The 19,031-nt window shown below is 62.6% G+C and carries 22 protein-coding genes; 8 read left to right on the top strand and 14 right to left on the bottom strand.

Going from position 1 to position 19,031, the window contains the following annotated elements; all coding sequences use genetic code 11:
- Nucleotides 1–250 precede the first annotated feature (250 nt).
- Nucleotides 251–2,605: a putative monovalent cation/H+ antiporter subunit A gene (locus tag ACZ9IU_RS06430; protein ID WP_038541129.1), complete on the bottom strand. Its 2,355-nt coding sequence runs from the start codon at nt 2,603–2,605 to the stop codon at nt 251–253.
- Between the two features lie 298 nt (nt 2,606–2,903).
- Nucleotides 2,904–3,140 (bottom strand): hypothetical protein, encoded by a 237-nt coding sequence (locus ACZ9IU_RS06425; protein WP_080719128.1) that lies wholly within the window; start codon nt 3,138–3,140, stop codon nt 2,904–2,906.
- Nucleotides 3,141–3,470: 330 nt separating this feature from the next.
- On the opposite strand from ACZ9IU_RS06425, the gene ACZ9IU_RS06420 reads away from it, so the two are divergent.
- Nucleotides 3,471–4,109: a hypothetical protein gene (locus ACZ9IU_RS06420; RefSeq protein WP_038541123.1), complete on the top strand. Its 639-nt coding sequence runs from the start codon at nt 3,471–3,473 to the stop codon at nt 4,107–4,109.
- A 234-nt stretch (nt 4,110–4,343) separates the two neighbouring features.
- On the top strand, nt 4,344–4,754 hold the full coding sequence (gene msrB / locus ACZ9IU_RS06415) for a peptide-methionine (R)-S-oxide reductase MsrB (protein WP_038541121.1): 411 nt from the start codon (nt 4,344–4,346) through the stop codon (nt 4,752–4,754).
- Nucleotides 4,755–4,891: 137 nt separating this feature from the next.
- On the opposite strand, the gene ACZ9IU_RS06410 is transcribed toward msrB, so the two are convergent.
- The 4 genes from ACZ9IU_RS06410 to ACZ9IU_RS06395 form a co-directional block, all read right to left on the bottom strand.
- Nucleotides 4,892–6,262, bottom strand: a complete 1,371-nt coding sequence (locus tag ACZ9IU_RS06410; protein WP_038541118.1) for an IS1182 family transposase — start codon at nt 6,260–6,262, stop codon at nt 4,892–4,894.
- An 87-nt stretch (nt 6,263–6,349) separates the two neighbouring features.
- Complete coding sequence (locus ACZ9IU_RS06405; protein ID WP_038541115.1) at nt 6,350–6,736, bottom strand: VOC family protein; 387 nt, start codon at nt 6,734–6,736, stop codon at nt 6,350–6,352.
- A gap of 148 nt (nt 6,737–6,884) precedes the next feature.
- Nucleotides 6,885–7,754 (bottom strand): aldose 1-epimerase family protein, encoded by an 870-nt coding sequence (locus tag ACZ9IU_RS06400; protein ID WP_038541112.1) that lies wholly within the window; start codon nt 7,752–7,754, stop codon nt 6,885–6,887.
- A 115-nt stretch (nt 7,755–7,869) separates the two neighbouring features.
- Entirely contained in the window at nt 7,870–8,277 is a 408-nt protein-coding gene (locus ACZ9IU_RS06395; protein ID WP_038541109.1) for a (R)-mandelonitrile lyase, read from the bottom strand.
- Nucleotides 8,278–8,706: 429 nt separating this feature from the next.
- Between ACZ9IU_RS06395 and ACZ9IU_RS06390 the strand changes: the two genes are divergently transcribed.
- Nucleotides 8,707–9,333 (top strand): DUF1062 domain-containing protein, encoded by a 627-nt coding sequence (locus ACZ9IU_RS06390; protein ID WP_038541106.1) that lies wholly within the window; start codon nt 8,707–8,709, stop codon nt 9,331–9,333.
- On the opposite strand, the gene ACZ9IU_RS06385 is transcribed toward ACZ9IU_RS06390, so the two are convergent.
- Nucleotides 9,334–10,260, bottom strand: coding sequence for an SDR family oxidoreductase (locus tag ACZ9IU_RS06385; protein WP_038541103.1), 927 nt, complete (start codon nt 10,258–10,260; stop codon nt 9,334–9,336).
- Nucleotides 10,261–10,356: 96 nt separating this feature from the next.
- On the opposite strand from ACZ9IU_RS06385, the gene ACZ9IU_RS06380 reads away from it, so the two are divergent.
- On the top strand, nt 10,357–10,923 hold the full coding sequence (locus ACZ9IU_RS06380; protein ID WP_038541098.1) for a TetR family transcriptional regulator: 567 nt from the start codon (nt 10,357–10,359) through the stop codon (nt 10,921–10,923).
- 40 nt (nt 10,924–10,963) lie between these two features.
- Here ACZ9IU_RS06380 and ACZ9IU_RS06375 read toward each other — a convergent pair whose 3' ends face one another.
- Complete coding sequence (locus ACZ9IU_RS06375) at nt 10,964–11,926, bottom strand: DMT family transporter (protein ID WP_038541095.1); 963 nt, start codon at nt 11,924–11,926, stop codon at nt 10,964–10,966.
- Nucleotides 11,927–12,017: 91 nt separating this feature from the next.
- On the opposite strand from ACZ9IU_RS06375, the gene ACZ9IU_RS06370 reads away from it, so the two are divergent.
- Complete coding sequence (locus ACZ9IU_RS06370; protein WP_038541085.1) at nt 12,018–12,563, top strand: MarR family winged helix-turn-helix transcriptional regulator; 546 nt, start codon at nt 12,018–12,020, stop codon at nt 12,561–12,563.
- A gap of 13 nt (nt 12,564–12,576) precedes the next feature.
- Here ACZ9IU_RS06370 and ACZ9IU_RS06365 read toward each other — a convergent pair whose 3' ends face one another.
- On the bottom strand, nt 12,577–13,479 hold the full coding sequence (locus ACZ9IU_RS06365) for a DMT family transporter (protein ID WP_038541082.1): 903 nt from the start codon (nt 13,477–13,479) through the stop codon (nt 12,577–12,579).
- Between the two features lie 167 nt (nt 13,480–13,646).
- Between ACZ9IU_RS06365 and ACZ9IU_RS06360 the strand changes: the two genes are divergently transcribed.
- Entirely contained in the window at nt 13,647–14,279 is a 633-nt protein-coding gene (locus ACZ9IU_RS06360) for a LysE family translocator (protein WP_038541079.1), read from the top strand.
- Here the strand turns inward: ACZ9IU_RS06360 and ACZ9IU_RS06355 are convergent, their stop codons facing one another.
- From ACZ9IU_RS06355 to ACZ9IU_RS06335, 5 genes are all read right to left on the bottom strand, one after another.
- A complete protein-coding gene (locus ACZ9IU_RS06355) occupies nt 14,280–14,501 on the bottom strand; it encodes a hypothetical protein (protein ID WP_038541076.1) in 222 nt (73 codons plus the stop codon).
- Nucleotides 14,502–14,552: 51 nt separating this feature from the next.
- Nucleotides 14,553–15,056 carry a GNAT family N-acetyltransferase gene (locus tag ACZ9IU_RS06350; RefSeq protein WP_157885224.1) on the bottom strand — a complete coding sequence of 168 codons (504 nt, stop codon included), beginning with the start codon at nt 15,054–15,056 and terminating at the stop codon, nt 14,553–14,555.
- 159 nt (nt 15,057–15,215) lie between these two features.
- Nucleotides 15,216–15,881 (bottom strand): PAQR family membrane homeostasis protein TrhA, encoded by a 666-nt coding sequence (gene trhA / locus ACZ9IU_RS06345; RefSeq protein WP_038541070.1) that lies wholly within the window; start codon nt 15,879–15,881, stop codon nt 15,216–15,218.
- 86 nt (nt 15,882–15,967) lie between these two features.
- On the bottom strand, nt 15,968–16,300 hold the full coding sequence (locus tag ACZ9IU_RS06340) for a TraR/DksA family transcriptional regulator (RefSeq protein ID WP_038541067.1): 333 nt from the start codon (nt 16,298–16,300) through the stop codon (nt 15,968–15,970).
- Between the two features lie 14 nt (nt 16,301–16,314).
- Nucleotides 16,315–16,725, bottom strand: coding sequence for a universal stress protein (locus ACZ9IU_RS06335; protein ID WP_038541064.1), 411 nt, complete (start codon nt 16,723–16,725; stop codon nt 16,315–16,317).
- A gap of 193 nt (nt 16,726–16,918) precedes the next feature.
- Here ACZ9IU_RS06335 and ACZ9IU_RS06330 point away from each other — a divergent pair, with 193 nt between their 5' ends.
- Nucleotides 16,919–17,782 carry a VOC family protein gene (locus tag ACZ9IU_RS06330; protein WP_038541061.1) on the top strand — a complete coding sequence of 288 codons (864 nt, stop codon included), beginning with the start codon at nt 16,919–16,921 and terminating at the stop codon, nt 17,780–17,782.
- A gap of 140 nt (nt 17,783–17,922) precedes the next feature.
- Nucleotides 17,923–19,029 (top strand): AI-2E family transporter, encoded by a 1,107-nt coding sequence (locus tag ACZ9IU_RS06325; protein ID WP_437179052.1) that lies wholly within the window; start codon nt 17,923–17,925, stop codon nt 19,027–19,029.
- Nucleotides 19,030–19,031 lie beyond the last annotated feature (2 nt).

The raw sequence follows: 19,031 nt of genomic DNA, 5'->3' as shown, positions 1-19,031 counted from the left end.
GGATGAGCACCTTGCACGTTGGTTGCCACCACCTCTTGGAGGTTGAACAAGCTCCGTTCCCCTTGCAGGTCGAACCCTGCCAGCCCCCCTCTGCCCTGCCGGGCATCTCCCCCTCGGGTGGGGAGATCGGCTGGGCGCACCAGCATCGCTCTCACCGGAACGTTTGAGATGGCCGGGATCTCACCGCGATTCGATCTCCCCCCTTGAGGGGGAGATGCCCGGCAGGGCAGAGGGGGGTAAACCACACCCGTCAACGCCGCGTCTCCATTTTGTCGTCCGCAACCTTTTTGCCCGCCCTCACCCGGATCAGCGCCAGCACCGCGAGCGCCGTCACCATCACCACCGCGATCTCGCCCAATGTATCGGTGCCGCGGAAGTCGACGATGATGACGTTGACGACGTTGGCGCCGTGGGCGACGGTCTTGGAATAGGTATTGAAGAAATCGGTGAGCAGGGTGTCGAACGGCGCCTGCGTCGATTTCAAGAGGAGCAGCGTGAAGCCGAGGCCGCAGGCGACCGCGATCGTCCCGTCGAAGAGCGTTTGTCCCAGGGGCCGGTGGTCGCGGGGCGAGAGCCGCAGCCGCGTCATCACCAGCGCCAGGATGACCACCGACAGCGTCTCGACCATGAACTGGGTGAACGACAGGTCCGGCGCGCCGAACAGCAGGAAGATGACGGCGACGGCAAAACCCTGGATGCCGAGCGAAACGATCGCCGTCAGCCGATCCTTTGCGCGCAGCACGGCGACGAGGCCGATCACCGCGATTGCGAAAAACGCCGCCTCCTGGACCAACAATTGTTTCGGCCACATGGGCATTGCCGGCAGTTCGCCGAACAGGAAGGGCGGGACGAGCAGCGTCACGGCCAGCAGGATGAAGGTCGCGGTGATATAGATTTCCAGCCGGCCCGGCTGGACGAGACGGGTGACGGCACCCGAAAGCCGCACCAGGCCGGAGACGAAATGATCAAAGCCGCGGTCCGGCCCGGGGCCAAGGCTTTCCACCGCCCGCACCATGAAGGCCCGAAGGTCCGTCAGCCGCCAGAAGGCGAGCGCGCCGAGCAATACGGTGACCACCGACAGAAGCAGGGGCACGCCGAGATGCGGCATGGTCGAAATGTCGATGACGATCTTCTGGGTGGTGATCGCGCTTGCCATCGGCGAGGAGACGTATCGATGCGCCAGGCCGGAAAAGAGTGCGGCTGCCAGGCCGAGCACGGACAGAACCACCGGGCCGAGCCAGAGCGTCACCGGCCCTTCGTGGGCATGTTTCGGCGTCTCGACATGGGGACCGAGAAAGGGTTTCAGCGCCACGGCGAAGGCAATCGCGAACATCAGCGCATTGCCGATGACGGCGAGGCCCGTGAAAAACACGGCGCGCGGATTGCCGGTGGCGAGTGCCGCATAGATCTCCTCCTTGGCGAGGAAACCGAAGAACAGCGGCAGGCCGCCCATCGAGAGCGCCGCCAAAAGCGCCGCGCCGAAGGTGACCGGCATGGCGGCGCGCAGGCCCCCGAGCTTGGTGACGTCGCGGGTGCCGGCCTCATGATCCACCGTGCCGGCGACCATGAACAGCGCGCCCTTGAACAGCGAATGGGCGACGAGATAAAGCACCGCCGCCTCGACCGCATGGGCCGAACCGAAACCGGTCAGCATGACCAAGAGACCGAGCGAAGCCATGGTCGTATAGGCAAGCATCAGCTTCAGATCCGTCTGGCGGACGGCGAGAAACGTGCCGGCAATCAGCGTGATGCCGCCGAAGAAGGGCAGCAGGATCATCCAGGCGGGCGTATTGCCCATGACCGGGTTCAGCCGCATCAGCAGGTAGACGCCGGCCTTCACCATGGTTGCCGAATGCAGATAGGCCGAGACCGGCGTCGGCGCTTCCATGGCGTTGGGCAGCCAGAAATGGAACGGAAACTGCGCCGATTTGGTGAAGGCGCCGGCAAGCACCAGCAGCAGGGTGGCGAGATAGAACGGGCTCTGGCGCAGCCCGTCGCCCAGATGCACGAGCAGCGAAAGCTGGGTGACGCCGGTGATGTTCCAGAGGAAGACCAGGCCGGCGAGCAGGCAGAGCCCGCCGCCGCCGGTGACCACCAGCGCCTGAAGTGCTGCACGCCGCGCCGCCTCCCGCTCGTGATCGAAGCCGATCAGCAGGAAGGAGGTGATCGAGGTCAGTTCCCAATAGACGAACAGCATCAGAAAGCTGTCGGAGACGACGAGGCCGAGCATGGCGCCCATGAAAGCGAGGATGAAGGCCATGAAGCGCCCCCGCCCCTCATGCCCCTTCATGTAGCCGCCGGAATAAAGGACAATCAGGGTGCCGATGCCGGTGATGAGAAGCGCGAAGGTGAGCGACAGGCCATCGAGGAACCAGGAGAAGGAGAGGTTGAAGCTCGGCGCCCAGGCATACCCGCCGGTCACCACTTCGCCGGCGGCGATTTCAGGCAGGAAGGTGCAGAAATGCGCAAACGCGAGCGCCGGGGCCGCCGCCAGAACCCAGGCGGCCCTATCGCCCAGGAGGCGGGTGAGGACAGGCGCCAGAACCGAAGCGAGGAAGGGAAGGAAGAGTGCGAAGAACGTCAACGCCGGCGCATTGGCAGCCATGTCATCTCCACGCTTCAGAAATCCCATATCCCCGACCGTTCGGAGGCAGGAGATTTTCTATGGGAAACATGTCCCCGCCTCAAGCAGAACCGGACGAAACACACAGAAACGCGAGTTTTCGGGAATTTGAGCAAGGGCCGGCGATGCTTGGCGGCGGCGGCTTTGCGGCATGATCGTCATTGCTGGCGTCGCAAAACTGCTTATTCTGCGGCCGGCCGAGCTATGTTGGGTTCGCGCTCCCGGCTGGTGCTTGGCCTATGCTTAGGCAACGGTTCGGCATCATGCATCGTAAGAAGCGTCACTCAGCCGAGAATTTCACCGTCACGCCGCGCTGCCGAAAATAGGCCTGCATCAGCTTCCTGCCGGAACGATTGTTCTGCACGAGCTTGGCCGGGTCGAATACGGCCTCTTTCAATCCCGCCCGGGTCAACGCTGCCTTGAGAGCCGCGATATGCACGTCGATGTCGGCGTTGTTCGCCTGGAGCGATTCATAAATGCGGCCTGTTGCATCTGCTACGGTCGGTTCGCTCACTATTTCACTCCTGCTGTTGCCTGGCTGGCGCTTATCATCTTTTTTCGGCTTGACCTTATTGTGGTGAAAAATGCCTTCGTCAATGTGCGACGCTAGATTGAGAACATCGCGTCCGCTTTCGAAGATGTGACTCCAGAAGCAGACCAGCGGAAACCAGCATTACGGTCGAGATGCTAGGGCAACAATGCGCCAATAGGAGACATGGCGCCACCCGTCGATTATGGTCATGTTTCGACCCGTAGAAGACGGTAGCGGCTGATCTATAGTCTCCCGTAAGCAGTCATCCGCGGGACAAGCGGCACTTCCATTGGCGGACCGTATTGGAGAACTCAATTGCAGACGGACGACCCTCCGACCTACCGCTTTACCGCGAAAGTCCATATTCATCATAAAAGCTCGCCAGGGATCACGATGGCCTACGTCATCGACGCCCAAGGCCTTTCGGTGACGCAAGGACGGTCCGTCAGACTCGTCCCATGGACTTCGTTTCGTTTCCTGCACCTTCACGTTACGAGTGGGGTCGGCACCACTGGGTTTCCAGTCCACAGCGCGCGATTGCGGACGCTCTTCGCATCAAGGGAGCTATCCTCGCTGGATTGGCAGGGAGAGACAGGCCTCGATCGATCCGCCGACTACGTTCGGTTCATGGAAGAACTGATTCCGTTTGCAGTCGCCCGTAACCCGCGTCTCCGCCTTCGATACGGCGGTGACCCTATGATGGAGGCGGCGGCCCCGATGGTGCTGACCTTCTTGATCCTACCGTTCGTCTTTATCCCACTTTTGATCTTCAAACCGCTCGGTGCTCTTGCTGCTGGTTGGAAAAAGCCGCTTGGCAAACTCGTGTTTGGGGCAATCAGCACGAGTTTTGGTGTAGTGCTGAACATGCTTCCCTGGTCCAGCGGTAAGCCGTTCAAGGCCGACGATCTGCCCATCGCAGAACTCCCGCCGAGATATCGGCAAGGTGGCGTCTAAAGACGTACCGATATGCCTGCGACGAGCTTCGAGGGTGAGACGGACGGCAGCTTATCGGTTGACGATCCTTCAAACCAGACTGTCCGAAAACCACCCCATCTCAGGCATGGAGTGATTGGTCCCAAATGACCGGTTTGGGCCAGAAACAGCCACACCGACATCCGCTCTCCAATCGCGGACTTTTCCTTCGCCGCCTCGATGCCTATCTATGGGGAAAACGAAAGGAACCTTGCGATGTCCGATGTCATCACCCCGAAAGTCCAGAAGACCGATGCGGAGTGGCGCGAACTCTTGACGCCCGAGCAGTACCGCATCCTGCGCCAGGCCGGCACCGAACGTGCCTTTACCGGGCCCTTCTGGAACAGCCATGAAAAGGGTCTCTACAGCTGCGCCGCCTGCCACGAACCGTTGTTCGTCTCCGACACCAAGTTCGATTCCGGCTGCGGCTGGCCGAGCTATTTCGAGGCGGTGAATCCGGAGGCGATCACCGAAATCCGCGACGTGTCGCACGGCATGGTGCGCACCGAAGTCCGCTGCAGCAATTGCGGCGGCCATCTCGGTCACGTTTTTCCCGACGGCCCGCCGCCGACCGGCCTGCGCTACTGCATCAACGGCCATGCAATGAATTTCGAGGCGATGAAGTGAAGCAAAACACCCGAAGCGCCGGCGATCCGCCGGCTCAGACCGCTGACAAACCCGTCGATATTTTCGGCGGGTTTTGTTTTTGTGGATTTGTTTTCCGCCGGGAGGTCTTGGCGGGAGGGGCAGAAGGATGGGCTGGCTCATGCCGCGGCTGGTTTTGGTGTTTTGATGAGCGCCATTGCGATCTTCTTGATGTTCTGGGCGGCTGCAGCCAGCAGGCATTGGCAGGCGACACGGGTGAGACTTCGGAAGCGGGCATAGCGGTGGCCATGCAGCTGCTTGGCATCGGCAAAGGAGCGCTCGACCGTTTCCTTGCGGCGTTTGTAGATCGCCTTGCCCCAAGCGGTCAGGCGGTTGGCATCGGTGCGCTCGCGGGCATCGGCCCAGACATGGCGGGTGATGGTGCGTGTCGCGGTGGCGTTATGGGTGCAGGAGGCCAGCAACGGGCAGGTGCGGCAGATGGCCGGATCGGATGCGTAATGTTTATAGCCGTTGCGGTCGGTGGTGGCATAGGCGAGCAACTGTCCTTCGGGGCAGCGATAGCCGTCTGTCTGAGGCTCGTGGACGAACTTCGATTTGCGCATCATGCCGGCTTTGGGCGGTGTCGGATTGCGGTAGCCGGTGACACCGAGGATGGTGCGGTCTTCAAGCCCCTTGGCGATGCCGGAGGTCGCATAGCCGGCATCCAGGCCAACCGCGCCGACCTCGAAGCCGAACCGCTCACGCTGACGGTCCAGCCGCTCGAGATAGACGATGCTGTCATGCACATTGGCAGGTGTCACATGGGTGTCGGTGATGATCGCATGGCGGCCGTCCACCGTGCGGTGGTCGAGGTAGAAGAAGCCTTTCGGTTTGCCGTCGCGCACCATATAGCCGCTCTCGGGGTCGGTGCGCGACACCTTGGTTTCCTTCACCTCCGGCTGACGCTCTTTCTCCTTCAACGGCTTCTGGCCATGCAGCGCCCGCTCGACCTCGATTGCCCGGTCGAGGTCGGCCCAATAATCGGCGCGCGACTTCTCGATCATCGCAAGGTCGTATCTGCCCTTGTTGGCGTTCGCCTTCAGATGCGTCGAATCCGTATAGAGCACCGTACCGTCGACCAGGCCATGACCGATCGCCTGCTCAACGATATGATCAAAGATGTCCTGGGAAACCGAGGTGTCGTTGAAGCGCCGGCGGCGGTTCTGCGACAGCGTCGAGGCGTCAAACACCCCATCCGTCAGCTTCATCCGCAGAAACCAGCGATAGGCGACGTTGACCTCGATCTCGCGCACCAATTGGCGCTCCGAGCGGATGCCGAACAGGTAACCGATGAACAGCGCCTTGAACATCAAGGTCGGATCGAGCGGCGGCCGGCCGTTGTCGGCGCAATAAAGCCCGGCAACGCGATCATGGATGGACGAGAAGTCGATCACCGCATCAATCTTGCGAAGCAGGTGATCCTTCGGCACCAGACCCTCGAGCGTCACCATCTCAAGAGCCGTCTGGCAAGAGGCAGGTTTCTTCAACATGTCCCACTGAATCACAAACCCCCGGACCACGCCAGGGGTTTGTCAGCAGTCTGAGCGCCGGCGATCCGCCGGCGCTTTTTTTAATTCTCAGTAATCTTCGCTGATCTCGAGCCAATAGCCGTCCGGGTCCTGCAGGTAGATCGATCGAACGCCGTCAGCACGGGTGTAGATCCTACCCTCGTTTCTGGCCAGATCGCCGTATTTCGTTCCGGTTGCGGCGACGTGGGCGACGGTGGCGTCGAGGTCGGTCACGGCGATGCAGAGATGGGTCGACATGGTGACATAGGTTTGGCCGAAATCGCCTTCGATCAGGTGGATCGACTGGTCGTCGCCGATGCCGAACCAGCGGATGTTCGGCTTGCGAGCCTTGCACTCGATTTCCGGCAGGCGCAGGACCCGGTGATAGAACTCGGCGCTGCGGGTGAGATCGCGAACCATGATGGACAGGTGGTTTATGCGAAGCGACGCGGTCATGCTCTCCTCCAACAGCACTCGCGGGACCGCCTGACATCAGGTCGGGTCCTTGTCGTGGACGACGATCCCGGGCGGCAGTTGCACCCGGGAATGCCGGCGGCAATCATAAACCGAATGCGGGGCCTCGGGAAGCCGGATCCCCTGTGCGCTAGACCGGCAGTTCCACCGTGAAGGCGAAGCGGGCCTTTTCGCCCGGCTGGAGAACCACGCCGTAGGGACGTTTCGCCAGGTCGTCCGAACCGCCGAGCTCGGCCGCGGTGCCGTGCCAGGGTTCGATGCAGATGAAGGGGGCGCCGGGTTTTTGCCAGAGCGCCAGGTTCGGCAGGTTCTCGAAGGAAAATTTCAACGCGGGACCGCCCTCGGCGGCATAGGTCAGCCCCTCGCCCGCCCCTTCCGGAAAGATCATCGCATCCGTCTCGAACATCGCATGGTCGAGCGTCAGGCTGCCGGCCGTAAACGGCGACGGCAGCTTTTCCGGCTTGACCAGCCCGCCTTCCAGCCGCGTCAAAGCCGGTTCTGCGCCGTTGTCGAGGGTGATTGTGTGGGCCCTGCCCGCCGCGCCGGGGATCGGCCAGACGAAGGCCGGGTGGAAACCGAGGCCGAAGGGCATCGGTTTTTGATCGCGGTTCTCGACTTCGGCCGCGACCGTCAGCGTCCGGCCATCCAGCGAATGCTCGACCGCCAACAAAAATTCGAATGGATAGACGGCGCGTGTCGCGTCGGAGGCGGCGAGTTCGTAACGGCACATGGTCTCGCTCGACGAGGCAAGCGTAAACTCGCTGCGGCGGGCAAAACCGTGCTGGCCCATCTCGTAAGGCTTGCCCTCGACGCTGATCCGGTTTTCCGGCGCCTTGCCGACCATTGGAAACAGAACCGGCGAGCGGCCGTTCCAGAAGGCGGCATCGCCATTCCAGAGAAACGAGCGGCCATCCGCGGCCGTCAGCGTCTGCATCTCGGAACCGAGCGAGGAGATGTCGACGGTCAGGTACGGGTTGGAAATGCGGGTGACGTCTGACATGGCGGCTCCTTCAGGTTCCGGTTCGGAATCATGGCCCATCTTTGCGCGCCAGAGGTTTCGGTTCAATGACGCGTGGGGTCTTTTCGAGCGTCAAACGGCGCCAAGCCAGTTCGGCTCAGTCTTTCGCGACCTCGCCCGCATATTGATCGCCCGTCACCGTGCCCAGCCATTCCGCCGTGCTGCCGTTCAGCGCTTCCTGGATGGCGATATGGGTCATTGCGGTGGTCGGGGATGCGCCGTGCCAGTGTTTTTCGCCGGGCGGGAACCAGATCACGTCGCCGGGCCTTATGGCCCGGACCGGCTCGCCCCAGACCTGGGCGAGGCCGGCGCCGGCCGTGACGAACAGCGTCTGTCCGAGCGGGTGCGTGTGCCAGTCGGTGCGGGCACCCGGTTCGAAGGTGACCGAAAGGGCGCGCACCCGGGCCGGCTCCGGCGCCTCGACGATCGGATCGAGCCTGACGGTGCCGGTGAAATATTGTGGCGGCGCCTTCGAAGGCTGCGATCCGCTGCGCTTGATGTCCATGGTTCGATCCTCGCTGAACGACTGGTTACACTTCATATGGTCAGGTCATATAGGTCACAACGGGCGCGGCGCGACGTCCAAAAATTCTTGACTTCGGTTTTTGCACGGTTATGCCTTTCGGTCGAAGAGCGTCGGCCTTTGAGGTTCAGTTTGCCTAAGTAATCCCCGGTCTCGACAGGTTCACCCTCCCATGCGTGGAAGAGCGATGACGCTTGCTCGCGTGGGAACACTGTTCATCGGGGTGGCGGCTTGAGACCGGTTTGGCATTGATCGTGCCAGTGCGGCCTCGTGCTGCCCTGAACCGTCCGACTAAGACCTCCGACGCTTATCTCCCCACAGTCCGGACCTTCGCCACACCGTGCGCGCCCGAAAAGGGCTTCTTGAGTGCCGTTTCCCGCATGAACTTCCTGACCGGAAGATCAAAACGGCATGTGCGACATCCTCCATCTCGAATGGACTGCAACCCCTAAAACTCCACCCCGGCCAATCCTTGCCTGCAGCGGCTGCGGGCTATCGAGACCATTCCGCTCCAGCGGCCGCATCCGCCTCAATGCCAACGGCAAAAGGCTCGATGCCTGGCTCATCTACCGATGCATCGCCTGCGACGGCACCTGGAACCGGCCGATCTTCGAGCGGCAGAGCATCCGGGCGATCGATCCTGCCATGCTCGACGCGATGCAGGCGAGCACGCCGGACTTCGTCGCCCGCATCGAATTCGACGCGCTGGCGCTCAAAGTCCGGGCGAGCCGCATCGAGGAAAGCGACGACATCGACATGCGCAAGGCGGTGCTTCGCCACGATGCGGACTGGCGGCAGATCACAATCACGCTCGCCCTGCCCTATCCGACCGGCCTGCGGCTCGACCGGCTGCTGGCGGCGGAACTGCCGCTGTCGCGCAGCCGGCTGCAGGCGCTTTTCGACAGGCAGGAGATCCGGATCGGGCCGGAGCGAAAGGACGCGCTGAAACGCGGCATCCGCGACGGCACCCTGATCACGCTCGACCTGCGCGACGAGGCCGAGCGAATGGCGGTGGGCAAGGCGGCGATGGGCGGTTGATCAGCGATAACCGGTGGCGTCGGCCGGCTTGCCGGGCTCCTGGACCTCTTTCATGTAGCGCCAGCAATCCGGCCGCGAGCCATCGACATCGTTGAACTCATAGACCCTGGCAAGGCCGGCGCTCGACAGCGACTGGCCGTTCCAGCGTGCCCGGTCCGGATCGGCGGCAAGCGCTGCCACCGCGCGGCCGATGAAGCGCGGCGTTTCGGAAATGCAGAAATGCGGCTGGGCGACCAGAGCATCCCGCCAGTTTTCCTCGGTCACCTGGTAGATATCCAGCATCATCTCGGAGCGCATCCAGCCGGGCGTGATCGACACCGAGGTGCTGCCGACCTTTTCGAGATCCTTGCCGTGCGCCCAGGCCATGCGCGTCACTGCGGTTTTGGCGAGGTCGTAAAAGGGCGAGAGGCGATAATGCTCGGCATTGTATTCCGCCGTGCCATCGGTGACCTCGACCAGCAGACCGCCCGGCTTTTCGACCATCAGCTTCAGCGCATGATGGGCGGTGATCAGGTGCGTGTCGATCGCCAGCCGCAGCATGCGCAGGCCCTTTTCGAGGTCGTGCTCCCAGACCGGCTTGTCCCATTCGAACAGATGTTCTCCGCCCCAGATGTCGTTGACAAGGATATCGAGCCTCCCCTGCTCCCGGCGGATGCGCTCGACGAGCGCTGCGACATCCTCCGGGACGAGGTGATCGAGCGGCACCGCGATGCCCGTGCCTCCGGCCTGCGTTACCAGCTCGGCGGTATCCTCGATCGTCTCCGGCCGCCCGTATTCCGACTGCTTCTCCCGGGTGGTCCGGCCGGTGACATAAACGGTTGCGCCAGCCGCCCCGAGCTCGACCGCGATACCCCGCCCGGCACCCCGCGTGGCGCCTGCCACCAGCGCGATTTTCCCCTCCAGCGGCTTTTTGTACACGTGCGACATGACGGCTCCTTCCCTTCCGGTTCGGTACGGTTAGAACTGGCTTTCCAAATCGAGACAATATATAAACGTTTATTCGTTTATAATTCGAGAGGCAAGATGGCGCGACCAAAAACCATGCCGGACAGCGACGTGCTGGCGGCGGCGCTGAAGGTGATGCACGACAAAGGCCCGGAGGCGCTGACCTTCGCCTCTCTCGCGGCGGCTTGCGGCCTTTCCGGCTCGACGTTGGTGCAGCGCTTCAGGAACAAGGAAGAGCTTGCCCGCGCCGCGCTGCTGTTTGCCTGGGACGATCTGGATGCCAAGACGGAAGCGGCGATCGCCGCCGCGCCGAAGACGCCTCAAGGTGCCGTGGACATTCTCGTCGCGCTTTCCGGAGACTATGGCGGCATCGAGGCTTACGCCGAGGGCCTGCTGATGCTGCGGGAGGATTTTCGCGATCCGCGCCTGCGCGCCCGCGGCAGCGCCTGGGGCGAGGCTCTGTCCGCCGCGATCACCGCCTGTTTTGCGGCGACGCCGGGCACGCCGGACAATATCGGCATGCTGATGGCCTCGCAGTGGCAGGGTTGTCTTCTCTGGTGGGGGTTCGATCCAGCGGGGCCGGTCGACGCGCATGTGCGCCGGAGCCTGGAAGCGTTTGTCGCCGCGGTGCTGCCCGGACAATAGAAACGGCCCGGACTGCCGGGCCTTTCGTCAACGTTCTGGTTCAGGCGATCCTGCCGGTGCGCCGCGGGTGAAGAATGGCAGCCAGCCGGCGGGAGGCAATCACCAGAATTTCCGTCTTCAGCGACACGATCGCGACACCGGCAAGCACGATCGCGGTGGCGATGATCTCTCTCAGGCTGACGGGTTCGCCCAGCAGGACAAAACCGAGGATAATCGTCCAGGGCGGCAGGAAATAGCCGTTCATCGAACCGATGGTCGGACCCGCCTTCTTCAGGATGTTCATGTAGAGAACGATCGGCAGGGCCGTTCCGAACACGCCGAGGACGAGAAGCAGCGGCAGGTTGTCGAGTGCCGGAGAGAAGGCCGAAAGACCGCCGAGATAGATCATCACCGCGAAGGTCGGCAGGCCGGAGAACAGCTGCTGTCCCAGCGCCAGCCGGACCGGTTGAGCACCGGGGATACCGCGCACATAAAGATTGCCGAGCGCATAGCTGACCGCGACGATGGCCACGGCGCCGACGCCGCGAAGGCTGACATTGTCGGCGCCGAGGGCTGCCGGGCCGATCAGCAGGACCATGCCGCCGAAGCCGGTTGCAAGGCCGAGCGCCACTTTCGGCGTCAGCCGCTCGCTCGCAAACAGCGCCTGCGCCAGAACCGCGACGACGAGCGGCGTCGAGGCCTGGATCATCGATGTCAGGCCCGCCGAAATTTCCGTCAGTGCATAGGCCGTCAGGCTATTCGGGACGACGCCCTGCAGGAAACCGAGGACAACCCAGTCGCGCATTTCCCGTCCGCGCGGGAGAATGTTGTGGCCGGAGACGATCATCCAGACGGCAATCAGGCTGCCGCCCATCAGCCCCCTCACCGCCGTCAGGGCGAGCGGAGAGAGCGCGGTGCCCGCCAGCTTCAGGAGAATGAAAGCGCCTCCCCACAGAAACGAACAGGCAAGCATCTGCACGATCAGCGGGATTTCAAAGGACTTCCTTGCGGCGATCGAAGGCATGGTCGGTTCCTCACCTATTTATCTTCATGTGAAGATATTTGCTCCCAATTTATCTTCATGTCAAGATAGTTTATCGAGACGGAGAATCGGAATGGCGCAGACGCAAAAAACGCAGGATCACATCGACCGGGCGCGGGCCCAGTGGGCCAAACAATTGCCGGATCTCGACACGGGCCCGATGGAGATTCTCGGCCGCGCCTACCGCCTGTCGCGGCTGGTCACGCCGTCGATCGAGGCGACATTCGCATCATTCCAGCTGGACCGCGGAGAGTTCGATGTCATCGGAACGCTGCTGCGCTCCGGGCCACCCCATCGGCTGACGCCGACGGAGCTCTACCGGTCGCTGATGATCGCCTCCGGCAGCCTCACCCACCGGCTCGGCCGGCTGGAAAAAGCCGGCCTGATCAAGCGCGTTCCGTCCGACAGAGACGGCCGCAGCCTTGCGGTGCAGCTGACCGACGAGGGCATCGGCAGGGCGGAGGCCGCGTTCCGGCAGGACATGGCGAGCGAGGCGGAGGCGATCGCGGGTTTCGATCCGGAGAAGAAGGCACAGCTTGCAGGCCTGCTGCGGGAACTGAACCTCGCCGTCGAGGCCCATCTTTCACGACAGGGACCGGCAGAGCCAACGGAGGATTGACCGCCAGCGAAGATCAGACGGAAGCGAGCTTTCGACGTGCCGGCAAGGTCATGGCGGCAACTCCTGCGACGACGCAGACGAGGCCGGCCCATGCGCCCGGATGCAGGCTTTCGCTGAGGAAAACGACGCCGATCGCCACCCCGACGGGCACCCGCAGATAGGCCTGAGACGTCGCGCCGACCGAGCCGAGCGTCTGCATCAGCCGGAAATAGATGACGAAGGCGAGCGCCGTCGAAAACACCGAGAGCGCCACCAGAGCGAGGATCGATTCCAGCGAAGGGGCAAGCGTCCACGGCTTGTCGACGATCAGGCTTGCCGGGACCAGCAGCGCGGCGCCGCAGACGAGCGAGCCCGCCGCCGGCATGATCGGGTCGAGACCCTTGAAGTTCTTGCCGAAGATCGCCGCGCCGGCATAACACACCGTCGCCAGCACGATCGCCAGCTGCGGCACCAGTCTCTCCCCGAGCCCCGACAGCGCCTCGACACCGATCACCATGCAGATGCCGACCAGTCCCGCGCCGACGCCGAACAGCTTTCGCACCGTCACCGGCTCGTGGCGGGTGATCAATGCCGTGATCAGGAAAGCGAAGATCGGCGTGGTGGAATTGAGGATCGCGGCAAGCCCGGCATCGGTTGATTGTTCCGCCCAGGCAATCAGCGTGAAGGGAATGGCGCTGTTCAGGCAAGCCTGGAACAGGAAGCGCGCCCATGTCGCTCCATCGCGCGGCAGCTTCAGGCCGCGCCAGCGGATCACGCCGAGCAGCACGGTTCCGGCAATCAGCGTCCGCAGCGCGATCAGGGTGAACGGTGGGATGGTCCCGACACCGATCTTGATGAACGTATAGGAGGCGCCCCAGAGCGTCGAGAGCGCCAGAAGCAGCGCCAGTTCCCTGGTCATATTCGGTGTGTTCGGCATGATTTCGCTGGCCCGTTCGCATTTTCGATGCGGGTGTTCTAGGTCAAGACGGCGAGCGGATGCTTCGGTGCCGATCGAACTGTTTCGACGCTGCGCTGCCCGGTCGGCTGCACTTGCGGGCGCGCGCCGCCTGTTGCAATGATGCGGGTTCATTCAAGGAACACGATATGCCCTCGACCGAGCTGTTTCTCGCCTTCCTCGCCACAACGGCGGTGTTCGCTTATATTCCCGGGCCGGCCATGCTCTATGCCGCTGCCCAGACGCTGGCGCGCGGGCGGTGGTCGGGCCTGATGGCCTCGCTCGGCATCCATATCGGCGGTTACGCGCATGTGTTCACCGCCGCCGCGGGGCTTTCGGTGCTCTTTCATGCCGTTCCGATCCTGTACATGGTGGTGAAGCTCGGCGGGGCGGCCTATCTCGTCTGGCTCGGCATCTCGCTGTTCCGCGCCAAGGCGGCGGGCGATGCGGAACTTCCGGAGATCGCGGAGAAATCCGGCCGGCGGGCGTTTTTCGAAAGCATCACGGTGGAAGTGCTGAACCCGAAGACGGCGATCTTCTTCCTCGCCTTCCTGCCGCAGTTCATCGACGCCTCGGCCGCCTTCCCCATCTGGCTGCAGTTCGTGATCCTCGGGACGATCGTCAACCTGATGTTCTCGTCTGCCGATATCGTCTGCGTCTTCCTGGCCGGCGCTGTCATCACCCGGCTGAAGCGCTCGAGCGGAGCGCAAAGGCTGATGCAGCGGGCCGGAGGCGCGCTGCTTGTCGGGCTCGGCGCACATCTGGCGCTGCAGCGGAGCTAGTCAGTCCATTTCCGACCGGCCGCTCTTGGCGCGTTCTTCCGACAACTTCCGATATTTGGCTTCGAAATAGGCGAGAACTTCTTCAGCCGGCTTACCCCGACCTGCCTCAGCATCGGCAATGCCGCGAGCAAGCGCGGCGTCCAGCGCTGCCAAACGCTTCGCTCTCTCTTCCGGTGACTCGGAACGGTCGAGCCAGGCTTCTAACGGATCGTCATCATCCATGGGCTGATCTCCCGATGCCAAAACTACCATAGAGAGCAACGCCGCACCATCTCACCCCGTGACCTTCAGCTCCATGCAGGTCAGATCCAGCCAGCGGCCGAACTTGGTGCCGACTTCGGAGAACGTGCCGGCGGTGCGGAAGCCCAGTTTCTCGTGAAGGCCGATAGAGGCGGTGTTTCCAGCCTCGATACAGGCGACCATGACGTGGATGCCGTTCTCGGAGGCGCGGGCGATCAGCTCTTGCATCAGCAGCCGGCCGATGCCGGCGCCACGGAAATCGCGGTGGACGTAGACGGAATGCTCGACCGTGTGGCGGAACCCGTCGAAGGCGCGCCAGTCGCCATAGGAAGCGTAACCGGCGACCTTGCCGCCGACATCCGCCACGAGCACCGGAAAGCCGCGCGCCTTGCGGGCGGCGAACCATTCCTTGCGGTTCTGGAGGTCGACGAGGACCTCGTTCCAGATCGCCGTCGTGTTGGCGACCGCGTCGTTGTAGATCTCCATGACGGTCCGGAGATCGGCTTCGGCGGCGTCGCGGACAAGTGGTTCAGTCATCATATTTAGTCCATCATGATACTCGTTTGTCCACTATATCAGACGATGGAATGACGAGTCCAGATTGGCTGGCCTACTCCTTTGATAACTTCATTGGAATTGATGAGGGAGGGGCGAGCCTGAAGCTAATCGGTTGCCCGCGACAAACCGAACCTCGGATCAAAAACCGCCGGAGAGGCTGAAGCAGGTCATCACCGCGCCGTAGTGGACGGCGGCGGCAGCGACAACGAACCCGTGCCAGATGGCGTTCTGGAACCGCAGCCGTTCCCAGACATGGAAGATCACGCCGAGCGAATAGATGAAGCCGCCGATGACGATCAGCCAGACGGTGACGGCCGGGAGATATTGCGAGATCGGCCCCGCCACCATCACGCCACTCCAGCCCATGGCGAGATAGAGCAGGATCGTCAGCTTGTCGAAACGGCCGGGAAACAGGCATTTCAGGGTGATTCCGAAGATCGCGGTCGCCCAGATCGCCAGAAGCATGGCGAATATCCAGGAGTCGTGCGCACCGCGCTGCAGGAAAGGTGTATAGGTCGCCGCGATCAGGATGAAGATCGCCGAATGATCGAGCCGCCGCAGCACCCATTTGGTGCGCGAGCGAGGCCAGATATTGTAGGTGAACGAGATCGACAGGCAGATGATCAGGCCAAGGCCGTAAATCCAGGCGGCGGCGATTTCGCCATGGCTCGACCAGACGGTCGCATAGAAGATCAGGGCGGTGGCGCCGACCAGCGCGAACACGATACCGACGCCGTGGATGATGCCATCCGCGACGATCTCGTGGAAATCGTATTTCCGCCCGAAATTGAAAAACTCGTTCATCCGACCTTCCGCCTGCCTCGATCTTAAGAATGAGCATGACCGCGGCGGAAGGCAAGAGAGGGTGGATTCACATTCCGTTTCCCGCGTTAAACTTCCTCCGACACCTCGGCGGCGCAGGCCTGGCAAAGGGACGTGTGCGGCACGGCATCCAGTCGCTGCTCGGCGATCGGCTGGCCGCATCTGGCGCAGATGCCGAACGTGCCGGCGGCGATGCGGTGAAGTGCCGCATCGATTGCCGCAAGCTCCCGTTCGCCGGTTTCGCCGAGTTCTTCCAGCACCTCGTCATTGTTGCGCTCGACGGCACGGTCGTCGTCGTCAGGATTGCGGGGTGTGACGAAATCCTGTTCGATGCGGCTCAGGCGGCCTTCGAGCTCCGCCTTCCTCGCCCTTAGAACGCTGCCATATCTTGACGTATCCATGGATCCGTTCCTTCTCAGCGGTCGACGAGGACCGAGCATGTGGCATGGCGCACGACGCGGTCGGCCGTGGCACCGATCAGGTAGTTCGACAGGTCGGGGATATGCGAGGCGACGATGATCAGGTCTGCGCCCTGCTCTTCCGAAGCGGCCAGGATTTCGCGCGCCGGCGCGCCCTGGCGGATTTCGATATCGGCCTCGATGCCGGCTTTTTCGCGAAGCTCGACGAGCAGCCGTTCGGCATCCTGACGGGCCGCAACTGTCAGATCGACGGTCAGCTCGGAGACAAGATAAGCGGGCATATCCTCGACCACGTTGACGATCAGGATCATGCCGCCCGTGTCGAGCAAGTTCGTTGCCGTGCGCAGAATGCGCTCGCCCTTTTCCAGAGCGGAAACATCCACCGCAACGACGATCTTCTTGTACATGCGATCTCCTTCATGTTTTTCGCCCATTGTAGCTTCATACGGTCCAAACCGCCTTGACCGAGGTCAAACTCGCCCATTGTCCATAATTTGGAGACGATCCATCGCCAGTTTGCGCTCTATCGTGAACGATGGGCATGGGCCATATAGATTGCAACGAGGCGTTCACCCGCCCCATGCCCGAAAGGATTTCGATATGCCCGACGTCATGCAACCCTTCGCCCTGACCCGCCCGGCCCATGTCCGCGGCGCGCATCTGGTCGTCAGCGACCTGGCCCTGGTTTCCGGCTTCTACCAGAACATTATCGGCCTGCAGGTCATCGAAAAGAACCCGAGCGGCGAAGTGCTGGGCGTCAGCGGCCAACCGCTCCTGACGCTTTCGACCGGCAAAAACGTCGCCCGTGCGCCGCGCAACGCCGCCGGCCTGTTCCACACTGCTTTCCTGGTGCCAAACCGGCAGGAGCTAGCCCACTGGCTGGCACATTCCGCCGACAACAATATCCGGCTGGAGGGTGCCTCCGACCACCTTGTCAGCGAGGCGATCTATCTGTCCGACCCAGAGGGCAATGGTATCGAGATCTACCGCGACCGAACCCCGCAGGAATGGACCTATCAGCCGGACGGCACGATTGCCATGGCGACCGAACGCCTGAACCTGCAAGAGCTCTACAACAGCGCTCCGAAGCAGTCTTTCGACGGCATGGCGGATGGCACGGCCGTTGGTCACATCCATCTGCAGGTCGGCGATATTCCGCAGGCAGACGCCTTCTATCGCGACGTGCTGGGCCTGAAGGTGATGGCGCGGTATCCGGGCGCGAGCTTCTTTGCAACCGGCGACTACCACCACCATATCGCCGCCAATATCTGGAACAGCCGCGGCGCAAAGGCGCGCGAAAACAACATGACCGGGCTTTCGGACTACACGGTCCGGTTCAACGACAAGGCGGCGCTCGACAGGGCGCTTGCGGCGCTCGATGCCCAGGAGATCGCCGCGACCAAGACCGCCGAAGGCTGGTCGCTGAAGGACCCGTGGGGCATCGGCCTGACGCTCGCCGCCTGAGCGCCGTCACCCGTTTTGCCGACAAGCGGCGCTCCGGAACCGGAGCGCCGCTTTCGCGTTGAGAGCGATCACGGGGACCTCTGGACACGAAAAACATGAGCGCGCGCGGCAATGGCAAGCTGAAGAAACACCTGACGGAGATGCCGGCCCAGCGCAAGGAAGCGCTCCTGCACCCGGAAGAGATCGACGTGGTGGAGAACCTGCCGCTTGGGCGCGAGGCGCTCGACGTCGCGATGGCCTGGGCGGTGATCGGCATTTTCGCGATCGTATTCTTCTCGCTCGTCCATTACATGTCGCTGATCCTGATCCCCGTCACGCTCGCTGTCGTCGTCGGCCTGATCCTGGGTCTTGTCGCGGATCGCCTCGGCAAGGCCGGCGTGCCCCGTTTCGGCATTGCCTTCATCCTCTCGACGCTGGTCTTCGCGGCCCTGTTCCTGATCATCAATTCGCTTGCCGAACCGGTCGCGAAGCTGATCCAGGAAGGTCCTAATTTCATCGAGCGGACCATCAACCGCGTCAAGCCGTTCCTCGAAAGCCAGCATTGGATCAACGTTTCGCCCGCGACATTCGAGACCGGGCCGATGTCGATGCAGTCGCTGATCGAGAATTCCGGAAACATCCTCGGCATCGTCACCGCCAACCTGACCCCGGCAATCATCCAGGGAATGATCTTCTTTGCGGCCCTGCTGCTCTTCCTCTACGGCCGGGTGCGGCTGCGGCGCACCATCATTCTCGCCTTTCCGACACGCCGGCAGCGGCTGATGGCGATCCGGGTGCTCAATTCGATCGACGAGGTGCTTGGTTATTATTTCGCGACCGCCAGCCTCCTCTATCTGGGGCTCGGGGTGGTGATGGCGCTGATCGCCTATTTCGGCGGGCTTTCGATGCCTGTGCTGTGGGGCCTGTTCGCCTTCGTCTCAAGCTTCATCCCGTTCGTCGGCATCACGCTGATGACTGTTTCGGTGGCGATCGCCGGCATTCTCACCCATGACGCTTTTTTCCTCGGCCTGATCCCGGCGGCAATCTTCTTCACCGTCCACCTGGCGATGGAGAACCTGCTCTTCCCGGCGATCATGGGCCGGCAGTGGGAAATCAACCCTTTCATCGTCTTCATCGCCATCCTGTTCTGGACCTGGATGTGGGGTGCGGTCGGGGCGATGCTCGCCCTGCCGCTTTCCCTCATCATGATGACGGTGCTGAACGAGCTTTTCCCCGACCGGAAGACGGTGCCGCACCTGCCGGGATGATG

It is taken from the genome of Mesorhizobium sp. USDA 4132 (genome assembly GCF_056279545.1).
The sequence above is the reverse complement of the archived record's forward strand: the minus strand, read 5'-3'. Positions and strand labels throughout refer to the sequence as shown.